Source organism: Nostoc sp. (assembly GCF_036917935.1).
GTDB lineage: Bacteria > Cyanobacteriota > Cyanobacteriia > Cyanobacteriales > Nostocaceae > Nostoc.
The window spans coordinates 43,133-61,607 of the sequence record NZ_JBALEL010000014.1 but is presented as its reverse complement, the minus strand read 5'-3'; the positions used below and the strand labels follow the sequence as shown (position 1 = coordinate 61,607).

General features: G+C 43.5%; 17 protein-coding genes. 16 read left to right on the top strand and 1 reads right to left on the bottom strand.

The window, feature by feature from the left end; genetic code table 11:
- Nucleotides 1-168: 168 nt before the first annotated feature.
- From V7K62_RS06415 to V7K62_RS06345, 15 genes are all read left to right on the top strand, one after another.
- Complete coding sequence (locus V7K62_RS06415) at nucleotides 169-879, top strand: pentapeptide repeat-containing protein (RefSeq protein ID WP_334862809.1); 711 nt, start codon at nucleotides 169-171, stop codon at nucleotides 877-879.
- A gap of 271 nt (nucleotides 880-1,150) precedes the next feature.
- Nucleotides 1,151-2,626 carry a pentapeptide repeat-containing protein gene (locus V7K62_RS06410; protein ID WP_334862807.1) on the top strand — a complete coding sequence of 492 codons (1,476 nt, stop codon included), beginning with the start codon at nucleotides 1,151-1,153 and terminating at the stop codon, nucleotides 2,624-2,626.
- A gap of 111 nt (nucleotides 2,627-2,737) precedes the next feature.
- Nucleotides 2,738-3,118: a hypothetical protein gene (locus V7K62_RS06405; protein ID WP_334862805.1), complete on the top strand. Its 381-nt coding sequence runs from the start codon at nucleotides 2,738-2,740 to the stop codon at nucleotides 3,116-3,118.
- Nucleotides 3,052-3,231, top strand: a complete 180-nt coding sequence (locus V7K62_RS06400; protein WP_442937231.1) for a hypothetical protein — start codon at nucleotides 3,052-3,054, stop codon at nucleotides 3,229-3,231. Before V7K62_RS06405 ends, V7K62_RS06400 begins: the two co-directional genes overlap by 67 nt.
- A gap of 25 nt (nucleotides 3,232-3,256) precedes the next feature.
- On the top strand, nucleotides 3,257-3,517 hold the full coding sequence (locus V7K62_RS06395) for a hypothetical protein (protein WP_334862801.1): 261 nt from the start codon (nucleotides 3,257-3,259) through the stop codon (nucleotides 3,515-3,517).
- A gap of 63 nt (nucleotides 3,518-3,580) precedes the next feature.
- On the top strand, nucleotides 3,581-3,820 hold the full coding sequence (locus V7K62_RS06390; RefSeq protein ID WP_334862799.1) for a helix-turn-helix domain-containing protein: 240 nt from the start codon (nucleotides 3,581-3,583) through the stop codon (nucleotides 3,818-3,820).
- A gap of 4 nt (nucleotides 3,821-3,824) precedes the next feature.
- A complete protein-coding gene (locus tag V7K62_RS06385) occupies nucleotides 3,825-6,230 on the top strand; it encodes a PAS domain S-box protein (RefSeq protein WP_334862797.1) in 2,406 nt (801 codons plus the stop codon).
- Nucleotides 6,227-6,703, top strand: coding sequence for a response regulator (locus V7K62_RS06380; protein WP_181931095.1), 477 nt, complete (start codon nucleotides 6,227-6,229; stop codon nucleotides 6,701-6,703). The genes V7K62_RS06385 and V7K62_RS06380 overlap by 4 nt, the downstream gene beginning before the upstream one ends.
- On the top strand, nucleotides 6,703-8,670 hold the full coding sequence (locus tag V7K62_RS06375) for a hybrid sensor histidine kinase/response regulator (RefSeq protein WP_334862794.1): 1,968 nt from the start codon (nucleotides 6,703-6,705) through the stop codon (nucleotides 8,668-8,670). Before V7K62_RS06380 ends, V7K62_RS06375 begins: the two co-directional genes overlap by 1 nt.
- Before the next feature lie 748 nt (nucleotides 8,671-9,418).
- On the top strand, nucleotides 9,419-10,645 hold the full coding sequence (locus V7K62_RS06370; RefSeq protein WP_334862792.1) for a pentapeptide repeat-containing protein: 1,227 nt from the start codon (nucleotides 9,419-9,421) through the stop codon (nucleotides 10,643-10,645).
- Nucleotides 10,646-10,787: 142 nt separating this feature from the next.
- Complete coding sequence (locus V7K62_RS06365; protein WP_334862790.1) at nucleotides 10,788-12,317, top strand: YifB family Mg chelatase-like AAA ATPase; 1,530 nt, start codon at nucleotides 10,788-10,790, stop codon at nucleotides 12,315-12,317.
- A gap of 233 nt (nucleotides 12,318-12,550) precedes the next feature.
- Nucleotides 12,551-13,567, top strand: coding sequence for a YihY/virulence factor BrkB family protein (locus tag V7K62_RS06360; RefSeq protein ID WP_334862788.1), 1,017 nt, complete (start codon nucleotides 12,551-12,553; stop codon nucleotides 13,565-13,567).
- 156 nt (nucleotides 13,568-13,723) lie between these two features.
- Nucleotides 13,724-14,275, top strand: coding sequence for a DUF421 domain-containing protein (locus V7K62_RS06355; RefSeq protein WP_334862786.1), 552 nt, complete (start codon nucleotides 13,724-13,726; stop codon nucleotides 14,273-14,275).
- Nucleotides 14,276-14,315: 40 nt separating this feature from the next.
- A complete protein-coding gene (gene purB / locus V7K62_RS06350; protein WP_334862784.1) occupies nucleotides 14,316-15,611 on the top strand; it encodes an adenylosuccinate lyase in 1,296 nt (431 codons plus the stop codon).
- Between the two features lie 200 nt (nucleotides 15,612-15,811).
- Complete coding sequence (locus tag V7K62_RS06345) at nucleotides 15,812-16,363, top strand: DUF4126 domain-containing protein (RefSeq protein ID WP_334862782.1); 552 nt, start codon at nucleotides 15,812-15,814, stop codon at nucleotides 16,361-16,363.
- A gap of 127 nt (nucleotides 16,364-16,490) precedes the next feature.
- On the opposite strand, the gene hemH is transcribed toward V7K62_RS06345, so the two are convergent.
- Nucleotides 16,491-17,657: a ferrochelatase gene (hemH, locus tag V7K62_RS06340; protein ID WP_334862780.1), complete on the bottom strand. Its 1,167-nt coding sequence runs from the start codon at nucleotides 17,655-17,657 to the stop codon at nucleotides 16,491-16,493.
- Nucleotides 17,658-17,750: 93 nt separating this feature from the next.
- On the opposite strand from hemH, the gene V7K62_RS06335 reads away from it, so the two are divergent.
- Complete coding sequence (locus V7K62_RS06335; protein ID WP_334862778.1) at nucleotides 17,751-18,374, top strand: class I SAM-dependent methyltransferase; 624 nt, start codon at nucleotides 17,751-17,753, stop codon at nucleotides 18,372-18,374.
- The last annotated feature ends 101 nt before the right edge of the window (nucleotides 18,375-18,475 follow it).

Sequence of the window (18,475 nt, the reverse complement as noted above, 5' to 3'; positions counted from 1 at the left end):
TACGTCAAAGTCTCCCCTCCCAAAGAGCGGGGAGGGGTTGGGGGTGCGGTGTTAGGGGACTTTTGCAAGAGGTCTTATGCATGAAACAATAGCAGACGCGAATAAGTTCTTCAAAAATAATCTGGGTAATTGAGGATATTTTCAGTAATTATTAATGCTGATCATGCAATGAAAAATATTTTATCAAAAAATCACATTCAGCTATCAAAAATATTCCTGTGGATACCTGCTTTCCAGGAACAAGTTAAAAAAAATCAGTATCAGTCGCCAAAACGACGCTTAAGTATAGCAAGTGAACAGCTAGGAAATAACACTATAGAAAGCAGTGTAGCTGTAATTAATGATTTAGAGCAAATTGCCCATAATTATCCACAGTACCACTGGATCATCATAGACATTCTGAGTAATTTTGTCCGAAAAAATGCTCCTTATATGCCCCAAGAGAAAGTAACGAGCAACCTGTCTACAAAAGTTCGTGTAGATATTCAAGCAGCATTGACTGTTATCGCCAGAAGAGATGTAAACAAAGATCCAGAAAATGAGCAACTTGATTTGAGCTTCACAGACATGAGAGGAGCAAACTTGAATGGGGCGAATCTACAACAGACAAATCTCTATCAAGCTAATCTTGCTGGGGCAAATCTCAGAGAAGCTAATCTAGCGGGGGCAATACTTAGTGCAGCTAACCTAGAAGGAGCTAATTTATATCTAGCCAACTTAGAAGGAGCAATCCTCAGTGCAGCCAACCTAGAGAAAGCTAACTTTTCTGGAGCTAACCTGCATCGTGCCAGTTTATATCTAGCTGGGTTGCATGGGGCAATTCTCAATGATGCCATACTTGATGGGGCAAACTTCAGAGAAACCAAATTCTCTGAGTAATATCATGTCTGCTTGATTACTTATTAAACTCTCAGAACTCCACTCCCTACTCCCAATTCCCTATTTTCAGCGTAATTCGCAATTCTTGTACCGCAAGCGTTTCATTGATTTGGAATCGGTGGTTTATTGATGTCGCAGTGTAAAAGTATATTCGATATCATTCCTTAGTTCAATGAGTGTCTTGACACCTATTATAATTTTCTGCTAAATGCTATACTATTTTTCCCCAACATCTAAGTAATAATTCTAGGTTGTAAGGAAAATTTTTACCATGTCTTCTAAAAAGACAGACGCTCTGTTGAATTGGTTGATCGCTATAACAGTTATATTTGGTTTCTCATTGACTGTAATTTTCTTTGTCTTGTCCAGTATTAAAGAATTGTCAATTCCAGAAAAAATTCAGTATAGAAACCAAGCATTAACCACTACTGCAATAGTTTTTCTCGCATCGGCAGCAATGTTTAATACTTATTATGCAGCCAAGCGTGTCCAAGTGATGCAGAAGAGTGCGATCGCATCTGAGAAAAACTTAGAAATTGGCCTGCAAAATGCAAAACTCAATCAAGACAGATTGATTGCAGAGCGCTTTATGGGGGCAATTGCCCAGCTTGGCCATGAAAAGGTTGAAACCCGGACAGGCGCAATTTATGCATTAGAAAGGGTTGCTCAGGATTTTCCTAAAGAACACTGGACAATCATGGAAATCCTCACTGCCTTTGTGCGAGAAAATGCACCTATCCAGCACGTAAAAGGGGAGCAACAAAAGCCGGAATATCAAGGAGCAGTTTACTCAAGTAGGCGTAGAGGCGGGTCGCGTCCGACACCGCAGGTAGATCAAAATCTCCATGAAGAATTCCCAAAAATACGCACCGATATTCAAGCAGCCCTTACTGTTATCGGCAGGCGTAATTTACTCGAAGACCCAAAAGATCAGAAACTTGATTTACGTAACACCGACATTAGACAAGCAGACCTGCTAAAAACTAACCTGCAACAAGCAGACCTGCGTGGGGCTGACTTGAGTGGGGCTGACCTGCGTGGGGCAGATTTGAGTGGAGCAGACCTGAGTGGCGCTAAACTTATTAGGTCTATTCTCTATGAAACCAAATTACAAAAAGCTAGTTTATCTGGAGCCAACCTTTGTTGGGCTAACCTCAATCGTACCAACTTCTCTGGAGCAAACCTACGTTCAGCCAACCTCTCTGGTGCAAGTCTGCGTGCAGCTAATTTACAGGGGGCGAACCTTTATAAAGCTAACTTGCAACAAGCCACCTTAAAACTCGCTAACCTCTCTGGAGCAAAGTTGTTTTTAGCTAACTTGCAAGGAGCAAAATTGGGTAAAGCCAACCTGCACCAAACGGGTTTGATTGGTGCTAACCTCTGTGGGGCGAACTTAAATGGAGCTAACCTTTCTGGGGCTAATTTGAATGCAGCCAAACTCCATCAAACAGAAGTATATTTTGCCAACCTCTCAGAAGCCAGCTTAACGGAAGCTGACCTGTATCAGGCTAATCTTATTGGAGCAAACCTTTATAGGGCAACCTTTTATCAAGCTAACCTGACTCAGGCAAACCTGATGGGAGCTAACTTTTCAGAAGCTAATCTCAGTGATGTCAAACTGGAAGGGACTATTTTGACAGGAGCGAAAAACTTAGAGTTAAAGCAGATTAGAGAGGCACTTGGCGATCGCACTACTCGCCTACCTGATTATATCGAAGCACCGACACATTGGCGGCAGTCTAGTTAAGTTATCACAGCATCATTCGTTATTTGGGCGTATTCTACCAGTTTTACTTAATGCTATAGTTTTTTACCAAAAGTCTCCATAATAATTCTGGAGATGAGGAAGACTAAAGCTATGTCTGATAACAACACAGACACACTTAAAGGTTGGTTAATAATTATAGCTGTTATATTTATCGTCTTTTTAGTTTTCGTTATCGCGATATTTTTATTTTCTGATTTTGCATTTTTGAATCCTAAAGGTTTGGAAACAGAGCAAAGGCTAGATTATGGAACTAAAGCCTTAACAACTCTTGGGGCAATTTTCGGTGGATTTGCAGTATTAATCAATGCGTTCTATGCAGCCAAGCGGGCAGAAGCTATGGATAAAAGTGCTGAGGCTGCAAATAAGAGTGCTGAAGCTGCTTTGAGAAATGCAGAAGTAGCAACCTGCAATCGGCAATCCTTAAGGAAGCAAACTTGCAAGGGGCAATCCTCAGGGGAGCCGAAAACATAGAACAGCAGCAGATTGAATTGGCAAAAGGCGATCGCACAACCATCCTACCAGAAAATCTTCAACTACCCGAACATTGGAAAGCTCAAGTTTCACCCTTAGATACTGAAACTTGAACCTTTTAGCTTCATCGTTGAACCTTTGAGCTTCATCGCCGAACCTTTTAGCTTCATCGTCGAACCTTTTAGCTTCATCGTTGAACCTTTGAGCTTCATCGTTGAACCTTTGAGCTTCATCGCCGAACCTTTGAGCTTCACCGCCGAACCTCTGAGCTTCACCGTTGAACCTTTGAGCTTCATCGTTGAACCTCTGAGCTTCATCGCCGAACCTCTGAGCTTCACCGTTGAACCTTTGAACTCCAACGGTTCTGTTAGAGACGAAAACAGAGAAAATATTCCCTAATTAAGAGACAATGAATAAGACACCTGTCCTATGCCAATTATCCTATGGGGATAAAATACAGAGATGTCTGTAACAAAGCGGCTGGAAATTTTAGATTTAATTCGGGAACTTCGTCAACAGCTCAATCTTTCTCAGAAACAGTTTGCTGCTAAAGTAGGAGTTTCCTTTAAAACAGTCAACCGTTGGGAGAATGGGCATACAGTGCCTTCACGCATAGCGCTAAAACTAATAGAAGAAATGTTACCGAAGATGGGTGAACCCCGCAAAAGCCTTCTAAATCAGTATTTCCCAGAAGCAGAGTAGGGTTATGAGTCGTAAGGCAAGAGTATCTGAACCCCAAAACCTCTTAGCTGGCGGTAGAGACAAGGGCGCATTCATCCGGGAGCAACTGCTGCACTATGGTGTTGCTTTCCTATGCGTTATCTTAGCCCTGCGGACAACCCTGCTACTTAACCCATATCTCACTCCAACGCCTGGGGCGCTTTTTTTTGCTGCGGTGATGGTGAGTGCCTGGTACGGTGGCTTAGGACCAGGGTTACTTGCAACCGCTTTGTCTACTTTGGCAATCAACTACTTCTTTTTGAAGCCACTTTATTCGCTGAATATTACAAATCTGAATATTGTAATCCCTTTAGTCGTGTTCATGCTAACAGCAGGGTTAATCAGCTGGCTTAACGAATCACGCCGCATAGCCCAACGGCAAGCTGAGGCAAGTCTGAAATCACTACGTGACAGTGAGGTAAAGTTTGGTCGCTTAACAGAGTCCAATGAAGAAGCACTGCGGCAACGAGAAACAGAACTTCATTTAATTACAGATACGCTACCAGTTCTAATTTCCTTTGTAGATTCAGAACAACGCTACCGCTTCAATAACCGAGCTTATGAAGAGTGGTTTGGGCATCCAGCAGCAGAAGTTTATGGGAAACATCTTTGGGAAGTATTGGGTGAATCCGCATATCAAATGCTTCGTCCTTATGTGGAACAAGTACTAGTAGGAGAGCAGGTTACTTTTGAAAGTGAAATTCCTTATAAAGATGGTGGAACACGCTACATTAATGCCATTTACGTTCCCCAGTTTAATAAACAGGGAATCGTTGATGGCTATGCGGCGTTGATCACTGATATTAGCAAACAACAAGCTGCACTACGCGAACAGCAAGCTGCGCTACGCGAACGCGATCAGGCAGAAGCAGCGTTGCGTGAAAGTGAAGCCCGCTTTCGTCAGATGGCAGACACCGCTCCCGTACTGATTTGGATGTCCGGCACTGACAAACTTTGTAACTACTTTAATAAACACTGGCTAGATTTTACCGGGCGGACTCTAGAGCAAGAGATGGGCAATGGGTGGGCTGAAGGTGTTCATCCGGATGATTTTCAGCGTTGCTTAAACACATACATCAATGGCTTTGATGCCCGAAAAAAATTTACAATGGAATATCGGCTCAGACGCAATGATTGCGAATATCGTTGGCTTTTGGATACTGGTGTACCTCGGTTTGCAGCAACGGGGGAGTTTCTCGGCTATATCGGCTCCTGTGTTGATATCCACGATCGCAAGTTGACAGAAAAAGCGCTACGTGATAGTGAAGAGCGATACCGAATTTTAACAGAAGTGTCGCCACAGGCTATTTGGATGGGCGATCGCGATGGTGGTATTAGTTATTGCAATCAATATTGGTTAGACTACACCGGATTGACAATGGAGCAGACCTCTGGCTATGGCTGGATTTATGCCATTCACCCCGAAGACCGCGATCGCGTCTTTAAAACTTCGATGCTGGCTGTTGCTAACGGGATAAACTACGAAGTAGAAATTCGCTTTCGTCAAGTTTCTGATGGTAGCTATCGTTGGCATATTGTCCGGGGTTTACCATTTCGAGATCCAGTCGGAGAGATTATCAAGTGGGTGGGCATCGCCAGCGACATTCACGATCGCAAAGTTGCCGAAGCCGCCCTGCAACAACTCAATGAAATGCTAGAGCAACGGATTCAAGAGCGCACTGTCCAACTCGAAGCTGCCAATAAAGAACTCGAATCTTTTTCTTATTCAGTCTCTCACGACTTGCGGGCACCATTGCGCCACATCGCCGGATTTATAGAATTGCTTCAGAAGCGGCATAGCTCAACCAGCTTAGATCAAACGAGTCAGCGCTATTTGAAAATAATTGCCGAAACTGCAAAACAGGCAGGAATACTGATCGATGAGTTGCTGACATTTTCTCGCATGGGGCGCACCGAAATGCGCTACATCAACCTCAATATGGAGGAATTAGTACAAGAGGTAAAACGCGATTTGATCACAGAAAGCCAAGGACGCACAATTCATTGGCAGATTGAGTCACTGCCAGAAGTGCAGGGCGACCCCTCCATGCTGCGGCTCGTGCTTCGCAACCTGATGGGCAATGCCGTAAAATATACCCAGACTCAAAACCCAGCAGAAATCACCGTTGGGAGTACTGATGATCAAAACGAAGTTGTCTTTTTTGTCCAAGATAACGGCGTCGGCTTTAATATGCAATATGTCCACAAGCTATTCGGAGTATTTCAACGTCTGCATAGCGACCCAAAATTTGAAGGCACTGGTGTTGGATTGGCAAACGTGCAACGCATTATTCATCGGCATAATGGTCGAGTTTGGGCAGAGGCTGTAGTTGACAGTGGCGCCACCTTTTATTTCTCGCTGCCTAAATTGTCAAAGAAGGAAAGTGAATGAAAGAACTCAAGCGAATTCTGCTAATTGAAGACAGTGCCAACGATGCAGAGTTAATCCTAGCTGCCTTATCGGAAAACCATCTCGCCAACGAAGTGGTGGTGGTACGTGATGGAGAAGAAGCACTAGATTATCTTTATCGCCGGGGGTTGTTTCGGTTGCGAATGGAAGGGTATCCTGTTGTAGTGCTGCTCGATTTGAAACTACCTAAAATCGATGGGTTAGAAGTTTTAGCACAACTCAAATCTGACCCAGTAATGCGAGTGATCCCAGTGGTGGTACTGACTTCTTCCCGTGAGGAACCAGATTTAGTTCGCTGCTACGAGTTAGGGGTTAATGCTTATGTTGTTAAGCCAGTAGATTACCATGATTTTGTCGATTCTATTAAGGGTGTTGGACTGTTTTGGGCAGTGATCAATCAGCCTCCCGTTGGTGCTTTACCTCCAGCCCCTCATCCTCAACAGGAGAGCAACTGATGAATGTCCTCCGTTTCCTGCTTTTAGAAGACAGCCTGTTAGATGCAGAGCTAGCCCAAGCGATGCTAATCGAAGGGGAAATTGATTGCGAACTGATCCGAGTCGAAACAGGTGCTGACTTCGTAGCGGCTCTGGAAACAGAGGCTTTCGATTTAATTCTTGCCGATTATGCCCTGCCATCTTTTGATGGAATTTTGGCTTTGGAAATTGCCCGAAATCGCACTCCAGAGGTTCCTTTTATCTTTGTTTCTGCCGCGTTGGGTGAAGAATTAGCGATCGAAGCTTTGAAGAACGGTGCAACCGATTATGTCTTGAAGCAACGACTAGGGCGGTTAGTTCCCTCAGTGCAACGGGCATTGCGGGAAGCCAAGGAGCGGCGTGAGCGCAAGCAAGCAGAGGAGTCTTTACAGAAGAGTGAAGCTAGGTATCGCAGAATTGTTGATACCTCTTATGAGGGAATCTGGATGATTGACTCTGAAGCCCGAACAGAGTTTGTGAATCAGCGGATGTCTCAGATGTTGGGTTATCCGGCAGAAGAAATACTCGGTCGTTCTATATTTGATTTTATGGATCGGTCTGATGATATAGCAGCTGAAGAGAAACTGGAGTGGTTCAAGGGAGAAGGGAGGGATCTTAAAGAAAGGCGATTGCGCTGCCAGGATGGTTCGTACATCTGGACACTAATTTCTGCGACAGCGATTTTGAATGAACAGAGTGAGTGCTTAGGTGCGATCGCGATGCTAACTGACATCACCGATCGCAAACGCACCGAATCAGAACGCGATCGCCTTTTGCAACTTGAGCAAAGAGCCAGGGCGGAAGCTGAGGCTGCGAACCGAATCAAAGATGAGTTTTTGGCGGTACTTTCCCACGAATTGCGATCGCCGCTGAATCCGATTCTCGGTTGGGCAAAACTCTTGCAGAGCGGTAAATTTGATCAGCCATCGCTCCAGAAAGCCCTGAAAACTATTGAGCGCAATGCCAAATTACAAGCTCAACTAATTGAAGACTTACTAGATGTTTCTCGCATCCTCCAAGGCAAACTCAACCTCAATATGATCCCAGTCGATCTGGTATCCACCATTGAAGCCGCAATGGAAACAGTGCATTTGGCAGCAGAAGCTAAAACCATTGCGATTCAGACGATGCTCGATCCAAGTGTGGGGACAGTTTTAGGTGATTCAGCCCGCTTACAGCAAGTTTTCTGGAACCTTCTATCGAATGCCGTCAAGTTTACTGAGACTGGGGGAAAAGTAAATGTGCGATTGGAGCGCATCGACGCTGAAGCGCAGATTAGTGTCAGCGATACAGGTAAGGGCATTCACCCTGACTTTTTACCTTATATGTTTGACTATTTCCGTCAGGGTGATAGTACAACAACTAGAAGGTTTGGTGGATTAGGGTTAGGTTTAGCGATCGCTCGTCACTTAATCGAGATGCACGGGGGAACAGTTTCAGCCGAAAGTCCTGGCGAAGAACAGGGAGCGATCTTCACAGTTAAGTTGCCGCTAATCAAGGACGGTGCAACAATCAACGATGACACAAAGACTGATTCTGCAACCGCCGTTTTTCCTTCTTCTCCCCTCATGGGTTTACAAGTGCTGATTGTGGATGACAATGATGATACCCGCGAATTTTTCAGCTTTGTGCTGGAAGAGTTTGGCGCGATCGTCACCGCAGTAGCATCAGGAGATGAAGCATTACAAGCGCTAACACAGTCAAAGCCAGATATCTTACTTAGCGATATTGGAATGCCAGAGATGAACGGCTATATGTTGATGCAACAGGTGCGGACTCTAGAAGCAGAACTGGGGGTAAAACAAATTCCTGCGATCGCTCTAACTGCTTATGCAGGGGAAATCAATCAGCAGTACGCACTAAAAGCAGGGTTTCAACAGCACATCGTTAAACCTGTAGCACCAGAGGAATTGCTCATAGCGATTTCTAACTTAGTCAAGTCTACTTAGGTGTTTATTGTCAACCTGAGTAATTAGATCAACCTGGTTATATGTTACAGATTTTAAACTATTCTTCATATTATGTCCGTATATAGCGTTTCCTAATCATATAAGGTACATCATAGTCCCTTCCTGGCTTGCTCTTAGGGGGTTGGGGGTGGGGTGCAATGACTGTAGTCAGCATAACTAATTTCCGAACTTACAGCAGAATTCAAGTATTTGAACCACATCTGTCGTAAGGGCACAGCAATGCTGTGCCCCTACCGCGTGGTCTATTTACCTGAAAATATCTGTAATATAACAGGTTTATTATCTTGTCATATCATGTCCGGCTGATTAGTTGTCATTGCGAACGAAGTGAAGCAATCTCCGAACCCTTGTGATTGCTTCACTTCGTTCGCAACGACTATCGTAAGTTATTAAGCGGACATGATATCAAAGATTAAAAGAGATTGGAGTGAAAAAGAATGTAGAGCCGTAGTAGTGCTACGTCTCTACAAGGATTCTGGATAACGCATATTTAATTTCCTCAGATGTTTAATTATTGGTGAACGAGCAGATCCCTGACTTCGCTAAAAACTCAAGGATCTTGTTGAGCGCGAATGATTCAGGATTGCTATATATAGATAATTCTTATGTAGTAGATTTAATAGCTCGTCAATTTTATCCGTGTTTGTACTCTATCATAACTTTACGGATACTCTTAGAATCAACCTAAATTTATTTCCGTAAGGAGTCAGATATGAAGACTTATGACATGTCTTTCATAAAGGCAAATGGACTCACGACTTTGTTGGTATTTATCTCAGTTATATTTATTTTATCATTCACTCTAATTTTCTCGTTTTTTGAAAACATTCAAGGATTTTCAACTCCAGAAAAAATTGAATACATCACCCAAGCATTAACAACTCTTGCCATAATTATTGGGGGATTGGCATTAATTATTAATGCTTACTATACTTCCAGACTCTCTCTGGATGAGAATCAGAGCCTGTTGACGCAACTCCTTGCTGGAACACTAGATTGGGATAATAATATTGTAAATAGTATCAATCACAGACAACTAACTCCACAACAAAATGTTCCCGAACGCTTTTCTAAAGCAATTGAACAACTGGGAAATGAAAAGATTGAAACGCGATTTGCCGCCATTTATGCTTTAGAACGAATTGCCAAGGATTCTCCAAAAGATCATTGGACAATCATGGAAATCCTCGCTGCTTTTATCCGTGAGAATGCCCCAGTGAATCAGGAATATGAGGAGGAGTCACGGCAATCATCAAAACTTCCTACAGATATTCAAACAGCCTTAACTGTGATTGGAAGACGCGATTCATCTAAAGATTCAGTCAATCAGAAACTCGATTTACGCAATACAGACCTCAGCAATGCAGACTTAACCGAAGCTAACCTCTCTAGAGCAATCCTTGTCGGGGCTAACTTGCAATGGGTCAATTTTACACGAGTAAACCTCTCTGAAGCAGACTTATCAGTAACCTATCTTTGTGGATCAATTCTCTATGAAGCCAACCTGCAAAAAGCAATCCTCCCAGAAGCCAATCTCCAAGGCGTAGTCCTTAGAAAAGCGAACCTTTCGCAAGCAATCCTTTATGATGCCAACTTGGAAGGGGCAATCCTTTGTGATGCCAACTTGGAAGGGGCAATCCTTTGTGATGCCAACTTGGAAGGAGCAATCCTTTGTGATGCCAACTTGGAAGAAGTCAACTTCGAGGGTAGCAATCTCCAAGATGCAAACCTGATTGGCAGTAACTTACAAAGGGCAAAACTTGCTGGAGCTAATCTAGAAAGTGCATTACTGAGTACAGCTAACCTAGAAGAAGCTAATCTCCAAGAAGCTAACCTTTGTAGAGCAAACTTGAGCGGAGCGGAAAACCTAGAACTACAGCAGATTGAACAGGCAATTGGCGATCGCACAACAATCCTACCGGAAAATCTGAAAATACCCCAACATTGGCGGTAACAAAAAGATCAAGTTTCAGCATCGAAAAATCGATTAGACAGTAGGGGCGCATGGCAACGAGAAATCGTCTATGTGGTTTCACTAATGCCAATTTACCAACCGATCTGCTAGAGATGTCTATTGGTTTACTGTTATATAAGCAATGCTTGCCAGAGTCTGGAGTGCATCAATTGTGGGCATCGATGCCGTCAAAGTAGGCGTGGAAGTCGATGTATCAGGGGGATTACCGGGAATTGTTGTCTTGGGACTGCCAGATTCAGCGATTCAAGAGTCAAGAGAAAGAGTCAAAGCAACTTTGAAAAATGCTGGCTTTGCCTTTCCGATGCGAAAAATAGTAATTAATTTAACTCCGGCAGATTTACGTAAAGAAGGCCCCTGTTTCGATTTGCCTATTAGTGTGGGAATTTTGGCGGCTTCTGAGCAAGTTAGCGCTGATTTGTTGGGGGATTATCTATTTTTGGGTGAAGTCTCTCTGGATGGCAGTTTGCGTCCGGTGGCTGGTGTATTACCGATCGCAGCAGCAGCCCAAAAGATGGGAATTGCCGGTTTAGTTCTCCCTGCTGATAATGCCCAAGAAGCGGCAGTGGTTGAAGGCTTGGCTGTTTACGGTTGCAAACATCTGTCTGAGGTGGTGGATTTTTTAAATAATCCGGGGCGTTACAAACCTGTGCAGATGGATACTATAACGGAGATAACAACACTATCCTACCCTGGCGCAGATTTGCATGATGTTAAAGGACAGGCTCATGGACGTCGGGCTTTAGAAATTGCTGCGGCTGGTGGGCATAATCTAATTTTTGTCGGGCCGCCTGGTAGTGGCAAAACCATGCTAGCACGGCGTTTACCGGGAATTTTACCGCCTTTGAGCTTTGCCGAATCTTTGGAAGTAACTCGCATTCATTCGGTAGCTGGTTTATTGAAAAACCGTGGTTCATTGGTACGCGATCGCCCTTTTCGCAGTCCCCACCACTCGGCATCCGGGCCTTCTCTTGTGGGTGGTGGTAGCTTCCCTCGTCCTGGAGAAATTTCATTATCTCACAGAGGGGTACTTTTTTTGGATGAGTTGACAGAATTTAAACGAGATGTGCTGGAATTTCTGCGTCAACCTCTAGAAGATGGCTACGTCACAATTTCCCGCACCAAACTATCGGTAACGTTTCCGGCGCAGTTTACTTTAGTGGCGAGTACTAATCCTTGTCCTTGCGGTTACTATGGCGATACTATTCAACAATGTACTTGTTCTCCCCGCCAACGCGAGCAATATTGGGCAAAACTTTCTGGGCCGTTGATGGATCGAATTGATTTGCAAGTTGCAGTGAATCGCTTGAAACCAGAAGAAATTACCCAACAACCTACCGGAGAAGCATCAACATCAGTGCGGGAACGGGTGCAACAAGCAAGCGATCGCGCAATTACCCGTTTCCAAGGAGAAACAAATCTGCGTTGTAATGCCCAGATGCAAAGTCGTCATCTTCAGACATGGTGCAAGTTAGATGATGCTAGCCGCAATTTATTAGAAGTAGCAATTAGAAAATTAGGTTTATCCGCAAGAGCAAGCGATCGCGTTCTCAAAGTCGCACGAACTATTGCAGATTTAGCGGGAGACGATGAGTTAAAAACCAATCATCTGGCGGAAGCAATTCAATATCGCACAATCGATAGAATGCAGTAGACTTGCTTCTAAGTAAAAATTGCTTTGCTATATGATCAACATCAGCGCATTTTTATTATCGCCAATTGGCGATAATGGCGTAGCCCGTCCTAGACATCGCATTGTGACTATAAAATTCTAAATTCCTCCTCTAGAACGCTGCACAAACTCCCTTGGGAGGATGCCTCTATTCAGTAAATCAGTATCCAATATATCAGGGACTAAGCAACATTCCCTAGAAGGAGACTGATTGGATGAATTTGCAAGCAATTTGGAAGTTATTACAAGAGACATTCAAAGAATGGAGTGAGGATAAAGCCTCACGGTTAGCGGCGGCGTTAGCTTATTACACGATTTTTTCGATTGCACCATTGCTAATTATTGTAATTGCGATCGCAGGCGCAGTCTTTGGAGAAGAGGCGGCGAGAGGGCAAATCGTTGGACAAATTCAAGGTTTAGTCGGCCCAGATGGGGCAGAATTTATTCAAACAGCCATTCAGAATGCTAACAAACCAAAAACAGGAGCGATCGCTTCTATTATTAGTGTTGTAGTTTTGCTCTTAGGTGCTACTGGTTTATTTACTGAGTTGCAAGATTCCCTCAACACCATTTGGGAAGTTAAACCGAAACCCGGACGCGGTGTAACTAACATTATTCGCCTACGCGTTTTGTCCTTTGCAATGGTGATCGGCATTGGGTTTTTACTTTTAGTTTCTCTGGTAATTAGTACGGCATTAGCAGCATTAGTAACATACTTTAGTAACTTGCTGCCAGGTGTCGATTTCCTCTGGCAAATTCTCAATTTCATCCTCTCTTTTACCATCACTACTTTCCTGTTCGGACTCATTTTTAAAGTACTACCAGATGTCAAAATTGGTTGGAGTGATGTTTTAATTGGAGCTATGCTCACCTCCTTTTTGTTTTCTATCGGTAGATTTTTGTTAGGACAATATTTAGGTAATGGCAGTTTTGGTTCAGCTTATGGTGCAGCTGGTTCACTAGTGGTAATCTTAGCTTGGGTTAACTATGCCGCACAGATTCTTTTCTTCGGTGCGGAGTTTACCCAAGTTTATGCCAGAAGGTACGGTAGTGGCATAACCCCATCTAAACATGCTATACCTTTATCTGATAACACGGAACATAATGGCACGGCTCCAACGGGGCAATCGTCCACTAAGAAAAAGCCTCCTTCTAGCTTTATGAATCGCTTGTTCCAGTCTTTCAAGAAGCCCAAGCGCTTAAAACAGAGAAGAAAAAATCAGCGATTTTAATCCCTAAATACTGAGATTATACGTTTGTAACTCTGATAGATGTTGAAGTATTTAACCTCTAATAAAAGTCAGTTTTATGAAATAAGCCCACAGATAAATAACCTGATACTGGATTTTTTCCAGAAGTCTATTGAAAAAGGAAGAAAATCAGTGCTAATGGAAAAATGGTTTTTTATCAATTGGCAAGCAATCTTTGTTCCTAGCATCAGCATCTTTGAGTTAATTATCCGTGGTTCGCTGGTTTATTTAGCGCTGTTCTCAGTGTTACGCCTGCTTCCTAGCCGACAACTAGGAACACTAGGAATTACTGATTTACTCGTAGTTGTGCTATTTGCTGAAGCTGCCCAAAATGCTATGGCGAGTAATTATACATCGATTACTGAAGGCGCAATCCTGGTCGGAACAGTGATTTTTTGGAGTTACTTGCTGAACTGGTTGAGTTACAAACTTCCCCAGTTCCAACGTTTCCTAAATCCGCCACCGCTGCTACTGGTAAAAAATGGTCGGATGATTGAACGCCATCTGCAACGAGAGTTAATTACAGATGATGAGTTGATGAGCAAGTTACGCCAGCAAGGTGTAGAATTTTTAGCTGATGTTAAATTGGCGTATATAGAGGCTGACGGCACGATTAGTATCATTACTTCAGATTCAAAAACTAGTTCCGCCCCAGAGCAAAAAGTAGCGTTAAAAAGTGATCTACATTAATTAAACTGTAAAATATGACGGTTGTATTCTGTGCCTAACTGTGATTGAGCGTTATACTTTACCGGAAATGGCTAATCTGTGGAGTGAAGCCTATAAACTAAAAACTTGGCTGCAAGTCGAAATTGCTGTTTGTGAGGCTCAAGCTGAACTTGGTTACATTCCATCTGAGGCGGTTGAGGAAATTAAAGCCAAGGCAGATTTTGACCCGAAGCGGGTGCTGGAAATTGAGGCTGTAGTCCGCCATGATGTCATTGCCTTCTTGACAAATGTCAATGAATATGTTGGTGATGCCGGACGCTATATTCACCTGGGTTTAACTAGTTCGGATGTTTTGGATACGGCTTTAGCACTGCAATTAGTTGGCAGTTTGGATATATTGTTGCAACGTTTAGAAGATTTGATTCAGGTAATTCGCCAAAAAGCACGGGAACATCGTCATACAGTGATGGCTGGGCGATCGCATGGTATTCACGCGGAACCGATTACTTTTGGTTTCAAATTAGCTGGCTGGTTAGCAGAAGTGTTGCGACACCAAGAACGCCTGAGAATACTCCGCCAAACGATCGCTGTGGGTAAGATTTCTGGTGCAGTTGGAACTTATGCCAATGTTGAACCGCGTATAGAAGCGATCGCTTGCCAAAAACTCGGACTCCAACCCGATACGGCCTCAACCCAAGTTATTTCCCGCGATCGCCACGCTGACTATGTGCAACAATTAGCTTTGGTAGCCGCATCCATCGAACGCTTTGCTGTAGAAATTCGCAATCTGCAAAAAACAGACGTTCTCGAAGTTGAAGAATTTTTCGCCAAAGGTCAAAAAGGCTCCTCGGCAATGCCACACAAGCGCAACCCCATCCGTTCAGAACGACTGACGGGAATGGCGCGACTCGTCAGAAGTCATGCCGGTGCAGCTTTAGAAAACGTTGCTTTATGGCATGAACGGGACATTTCCCACAGTTCTGTAGAACGGGTAATTTTGCCAGATGCTTGCACTTTGACACATTTTATGTTAATAGAAATAACCGATTTGGTGAAAAACCTGTTGGTCTATCCTGAGAACATGGAACGGAATCTCAACTGTTACGGCGGCGTTGTGTTCAGCCAAAAAGTGCTACTGGCTTTGATAGACAAGGGAAGCAGCCGAGAAGAGGCTTATGCGATCGTCCAAGAAAGCGCTCACGCCGCTTGGAACAAGCCAGAAGGCAACTTCCAGGACTTGATTAGCAAAGACGCCCGTGTTACCCAAAAGTTGTCTCCAGCAGAACTAGAGGTTTGTTTCGACCCCCAGCAACATCTGCAACATTTAGAAGAAGTTTACCAACGATTGGGTATTTAGGATTAATTTGCTTGTAGTGAGCGCTTAAGCGCTTACTACAAACCTGATTACCCAAAAGATACGCAGATATTACCAAAAAAGATATATAAAGAAACCAACAAAATTTAATATTGCAATCTGTTTGATGCTGGAATTATTGCCAGCACTGGGTAGTATACATAACAAATACTTACTTATTTATTAGTGCTACGAGTGCCTTAATGATTGAAATCCTAGCCACACTTTCTGCCTCTGCGGCAGCAGGAATGAGAATAGGCATACCTTTGCTGATTATTGGATTATTGCAGGGTAGTAACTTATGGTCACAAGTTCCAATTTTATCTCACATTTCTCCACCAATATTATTAGGTTGCCTCACCAGTTGGTCATTAATTGAATTATTTTTCTCAAAAAAACTATGGGGGCAAAGATCGCTCCAACTAGTTCAGTTATTCATGTCTCCCGTGGTGGGCGCAATTATGGGGTTAGGAGTAGCAACCGCAACCGCAACACCAAACTGGCTGACTGCCATAATTGGAGGTTTGTTAGCTTTGGTACTCCAGCTAGTCCAAGTTGGTTGGTTCTATCGGTTACGTGGCTTACCTTTGTGGGCAGTCTTTCTTCAAGATACCTTGTGCGTTGCTCTAGTACTTTTTGCCTTTGATGCTCCCTGGCAAGGAGGATTAATTGCTTTAATACTGCTCTGGTTTGCAGTTCGTAGTGCAAAGCAGTGGTATGACTGGTATCACAAGGGGATAAAGCGTCGGGTATAGGGTATGGGGCATGGGGCAAGCAGAGAAGTCTAAAGTTCAGGCTTCTTTAACGGAGACGTTACGGGAACGCGGGGACAAAGGAAGAGGAAGAATTTTCCAATGCCCAATGCCCAATGCCCAATCCCCTTTACTGCAAAAGCCCAATCATGTGCAAGAAGCCGTGACCGGTAATCAGTTCTATGATTAAGGCAATAAAACCCAGCATGGCAATCCGACCATTCCATACTTCAGCACTAGTCGTCAGACCCCATTCCCAACGCTCTTGAGGGTACATCTTTACCATCTTTTTCATTTGGGCGGCTTGCGAAAGCTTGAAACTAGGGTTTCTTAGCGCATCAATTACTAATTGGGCTAGTGCATTAATAAATACTGGATGGGTATTGGGAGCAGGTACGCGGCGGAAGTTGTGAATTCCTGCTTCTTCGGCTACTTCTCGATACTCAATATCAATTTCTTGTAGTGTCTCGATATGCTCTGAGACAAAACTGATTGGCACGACAACCAAATCTTTCACGCCTTCTGCGCCTAGTTCTTTGAGGGCATCTTCAGTATAGGGTTGGAGCCATTCTACTGGGCCGACACGACTTTGGTAAGCTAAGGTGTGGACATTGGGTCGATTGAGAGTTTGTATAATCAGGGCAGTACATTCTTCAATTTCTTGCTGGTAAGGGTCGCCTGCTTCTTCAACGTAGCTTTTGGGAACGCCGTGAGCGCTGAAGAATATATGAACCTCATCCGGGTTAGGAAACTGCTCAAGTTCTTGGGCTATGAGTTCCGCCATTGCTTGCAGGTAGCCTGGTTGTTTGTACCAAGAAGGAATGACGGTGTAATCAATCGGTTGAAGTTTTGGATCTTCTTGCCAAAGCTTTTCTAAAAGCCGAAAGCTGGAACCACTGGTACTGATAGAAAACTGGGGATATAGTGGTAATATTACCAGGTGTTCTACATTATCTTGGGTAATCTGTGCGATCGCCTCTTCTGTATAGGGATGCCAATAACGCATTCCCACGTAAATATTAACTTCTTGTCCCAAATAACCCAACTGTTCTTTTAAAGCTTCCCCTTGGGCTTCTGTGATCCGCCGCAGTGGGGAACCACCACCGATTTGCTTATAATTTGCTTGAGATGTTCTGGTTCGCCGCGTGGCAATAAACCAGGCTAGGGGCTTTTGCAACCAGCGAAATGGTAGGCGAATAATTTCCGGATCGGAAAATAGATTGTACAAAAACGGCCCGACATCTTCTAGCTTATCAGGGCCACCGAGATTGAGTAATAAGACGCCTACACGACCCATAGCAGTTACTTTCCCCCAATCTTTTCAGGTTTTTTACTAATGTTAACAATATATCTTTATTAAATATAAAGCTTAATAGCAAGGAAATATGCAATGGCAACAATTTTAAGGGATTGGAGTTACCGCTATCAGTGGTTGTATGATGGTATCTCTCGTTTAGCAGCCTTAAGTGTAGGTGGTGAAACCCGTTTTCGGCAACTTGCTTTGCAAGGCTTAACAATTCACTCAGATACTCAGGTTTTAGATTTATGTTGTGGTAGTGGACAAACTACAGAGTTTTTAGTAAAAAATTCACAAAATGTAACAGGATTGGACGCTTCACCTAAGTCTTTGCAACGGGCGCGGCTAAATGTACCGGAAGCTTCTTATTTAGAAGCTTTTGCCGAGGAGATGCCATTTGCAGATAATCTATTTGATGTGGTACATACCAGCGTTGCATTACACGAGATGCAGCCTCAGCAATTACGAAAAATTATTAATGAAGTTTATCGGGTGCTGAAGCCAGGAGGGGTATTTACGCTGGTGGATTTTCACGCTCCGACAAATCCGATATTTTGGCCTGGGGTATCGGTATTTTTGTGGTTGTTTGAGACGGAAACAGCTTGGAAATTGCTGAAAACTGATTTAGCTGGGTTGTTAACTCAGACTGGGTTTGAAGTGAGTAAGTCAACTTTATATGCAGGTGGTAGTTTGCAAGTGATACAGGCGAATAAGTGAATAATACTACTTTATTAATGGCAGGTAAGATACCCCTGCTATTAATAAAGTAGAGGTGATTGTTATATTGAAATTAGCATAATGGAATTTTGAGGTTAATA

What these genes read in the sequence shown, in the direction of transcription:
- V7K62_RS06375 (WP_334862794.1), top strand. Translation starts at nt 6,703, where the DNA reads ATGAATGTCCTCCGTTTCCTGCTTTTAGAAGACAGCCTGTTAGATGCA.
- V7K62_RS06360 (WP_334862788.1), top strand. Translation starts at nt 12,551, where the DNA reads ATGAATTTGCAAGCAATTTGGAAGTTATTACAAGAGACATTCAAAGAA.
- V7K62_RS06385 (WP_334862797.1), top strand. Translation starts at nt 3,825, where the DNA reads ATGAGTCGTAAGGCAAGAGTATCTGAACCCCAAAACCTCTTAGCTGGC.
- V7K62_RS06380 (WP_181931095.1), top strand. Translation starts at nt 6,227, where the DNA reads ATGAAAGAACTCAAGCGAATTCTGCTAATTGAAGACAGTGCCAACGAT.
- V7K62_RS06390 (WP_334862799.1), top strand. Translation starts at nt 3,581, where the DNA reads ATGTCTGTAACAAAGCGGCTGGAAATTTTAGATTTAATTCGGGAACTT.
- V7K62_RS06410 (WP_334862807.1), top strand. Translation starts at nt 1,151, where the DNA reads ATGTCTTCTAAAAAGACAGACGCTCTGTTGAATTGGTTGATCGCTATA.
- V7K62_RS06365 (WP_334862790.1), top strand. Translation starts at nt 10,788, where the DNA reads ATGCTTGCCAGAGTCTGGAGTGCATCAATTGTGGGCATCGATGCCGTC.
- V7K62_RS06405 (WP_334862805.1), top strand. Translation starts at nt 2,738, where the DNA reads ATGTCTGATAACAACACAGACACACTTAAAGGTTGGTTAATAATTATA.
- hemH (WP_334862780.1), bottom strand. Translation starts at nt 17,657, where the DNA reads ATGGGTCGTGTAGGCGTCTTATTACTCAATCTCGGTGGCCCTGATAAG.
- V7K62_RS06370 (WP_334862792.1), top strand. Translation starts at nt 9,419, where the DNA reads ATGTCTTTCATAAAGGCAAATGGACTCACGACTTTGTTGGTATTTATC.
- V7K62_RS06335 (WP_334862778.1), top strand. Translation starts at nt 17,751, where the DNA reads ATGGCAACAATTTTAAGGGATTGGAGTTACCGCTATCAGTGGTTGTAT.
- V7K62_RS06345 (WP_334862782.1), top strand. Translation starts at nt 15,812, where the DNA reads ATGATTGAAATCCTAGCCACACTTTCTGCCTCTGCGGCAGCAGGAATG.
- V7K62_RS06415 (WP_334862809.1), top strand. Translation starts at nt 169, where the DNA reads ATGAAAAATATTTTATCAAAAAATCACATTCAGCTATCAAAAATATTC.
- V7K62_RS06355 (WP_334862786.1), top strand. Translation starts at nt 13,724, where the DNA reads ATGGAAAAATGGTTTTTTATCAATTGGCAAGCAATCTTTGTTCCTAGC.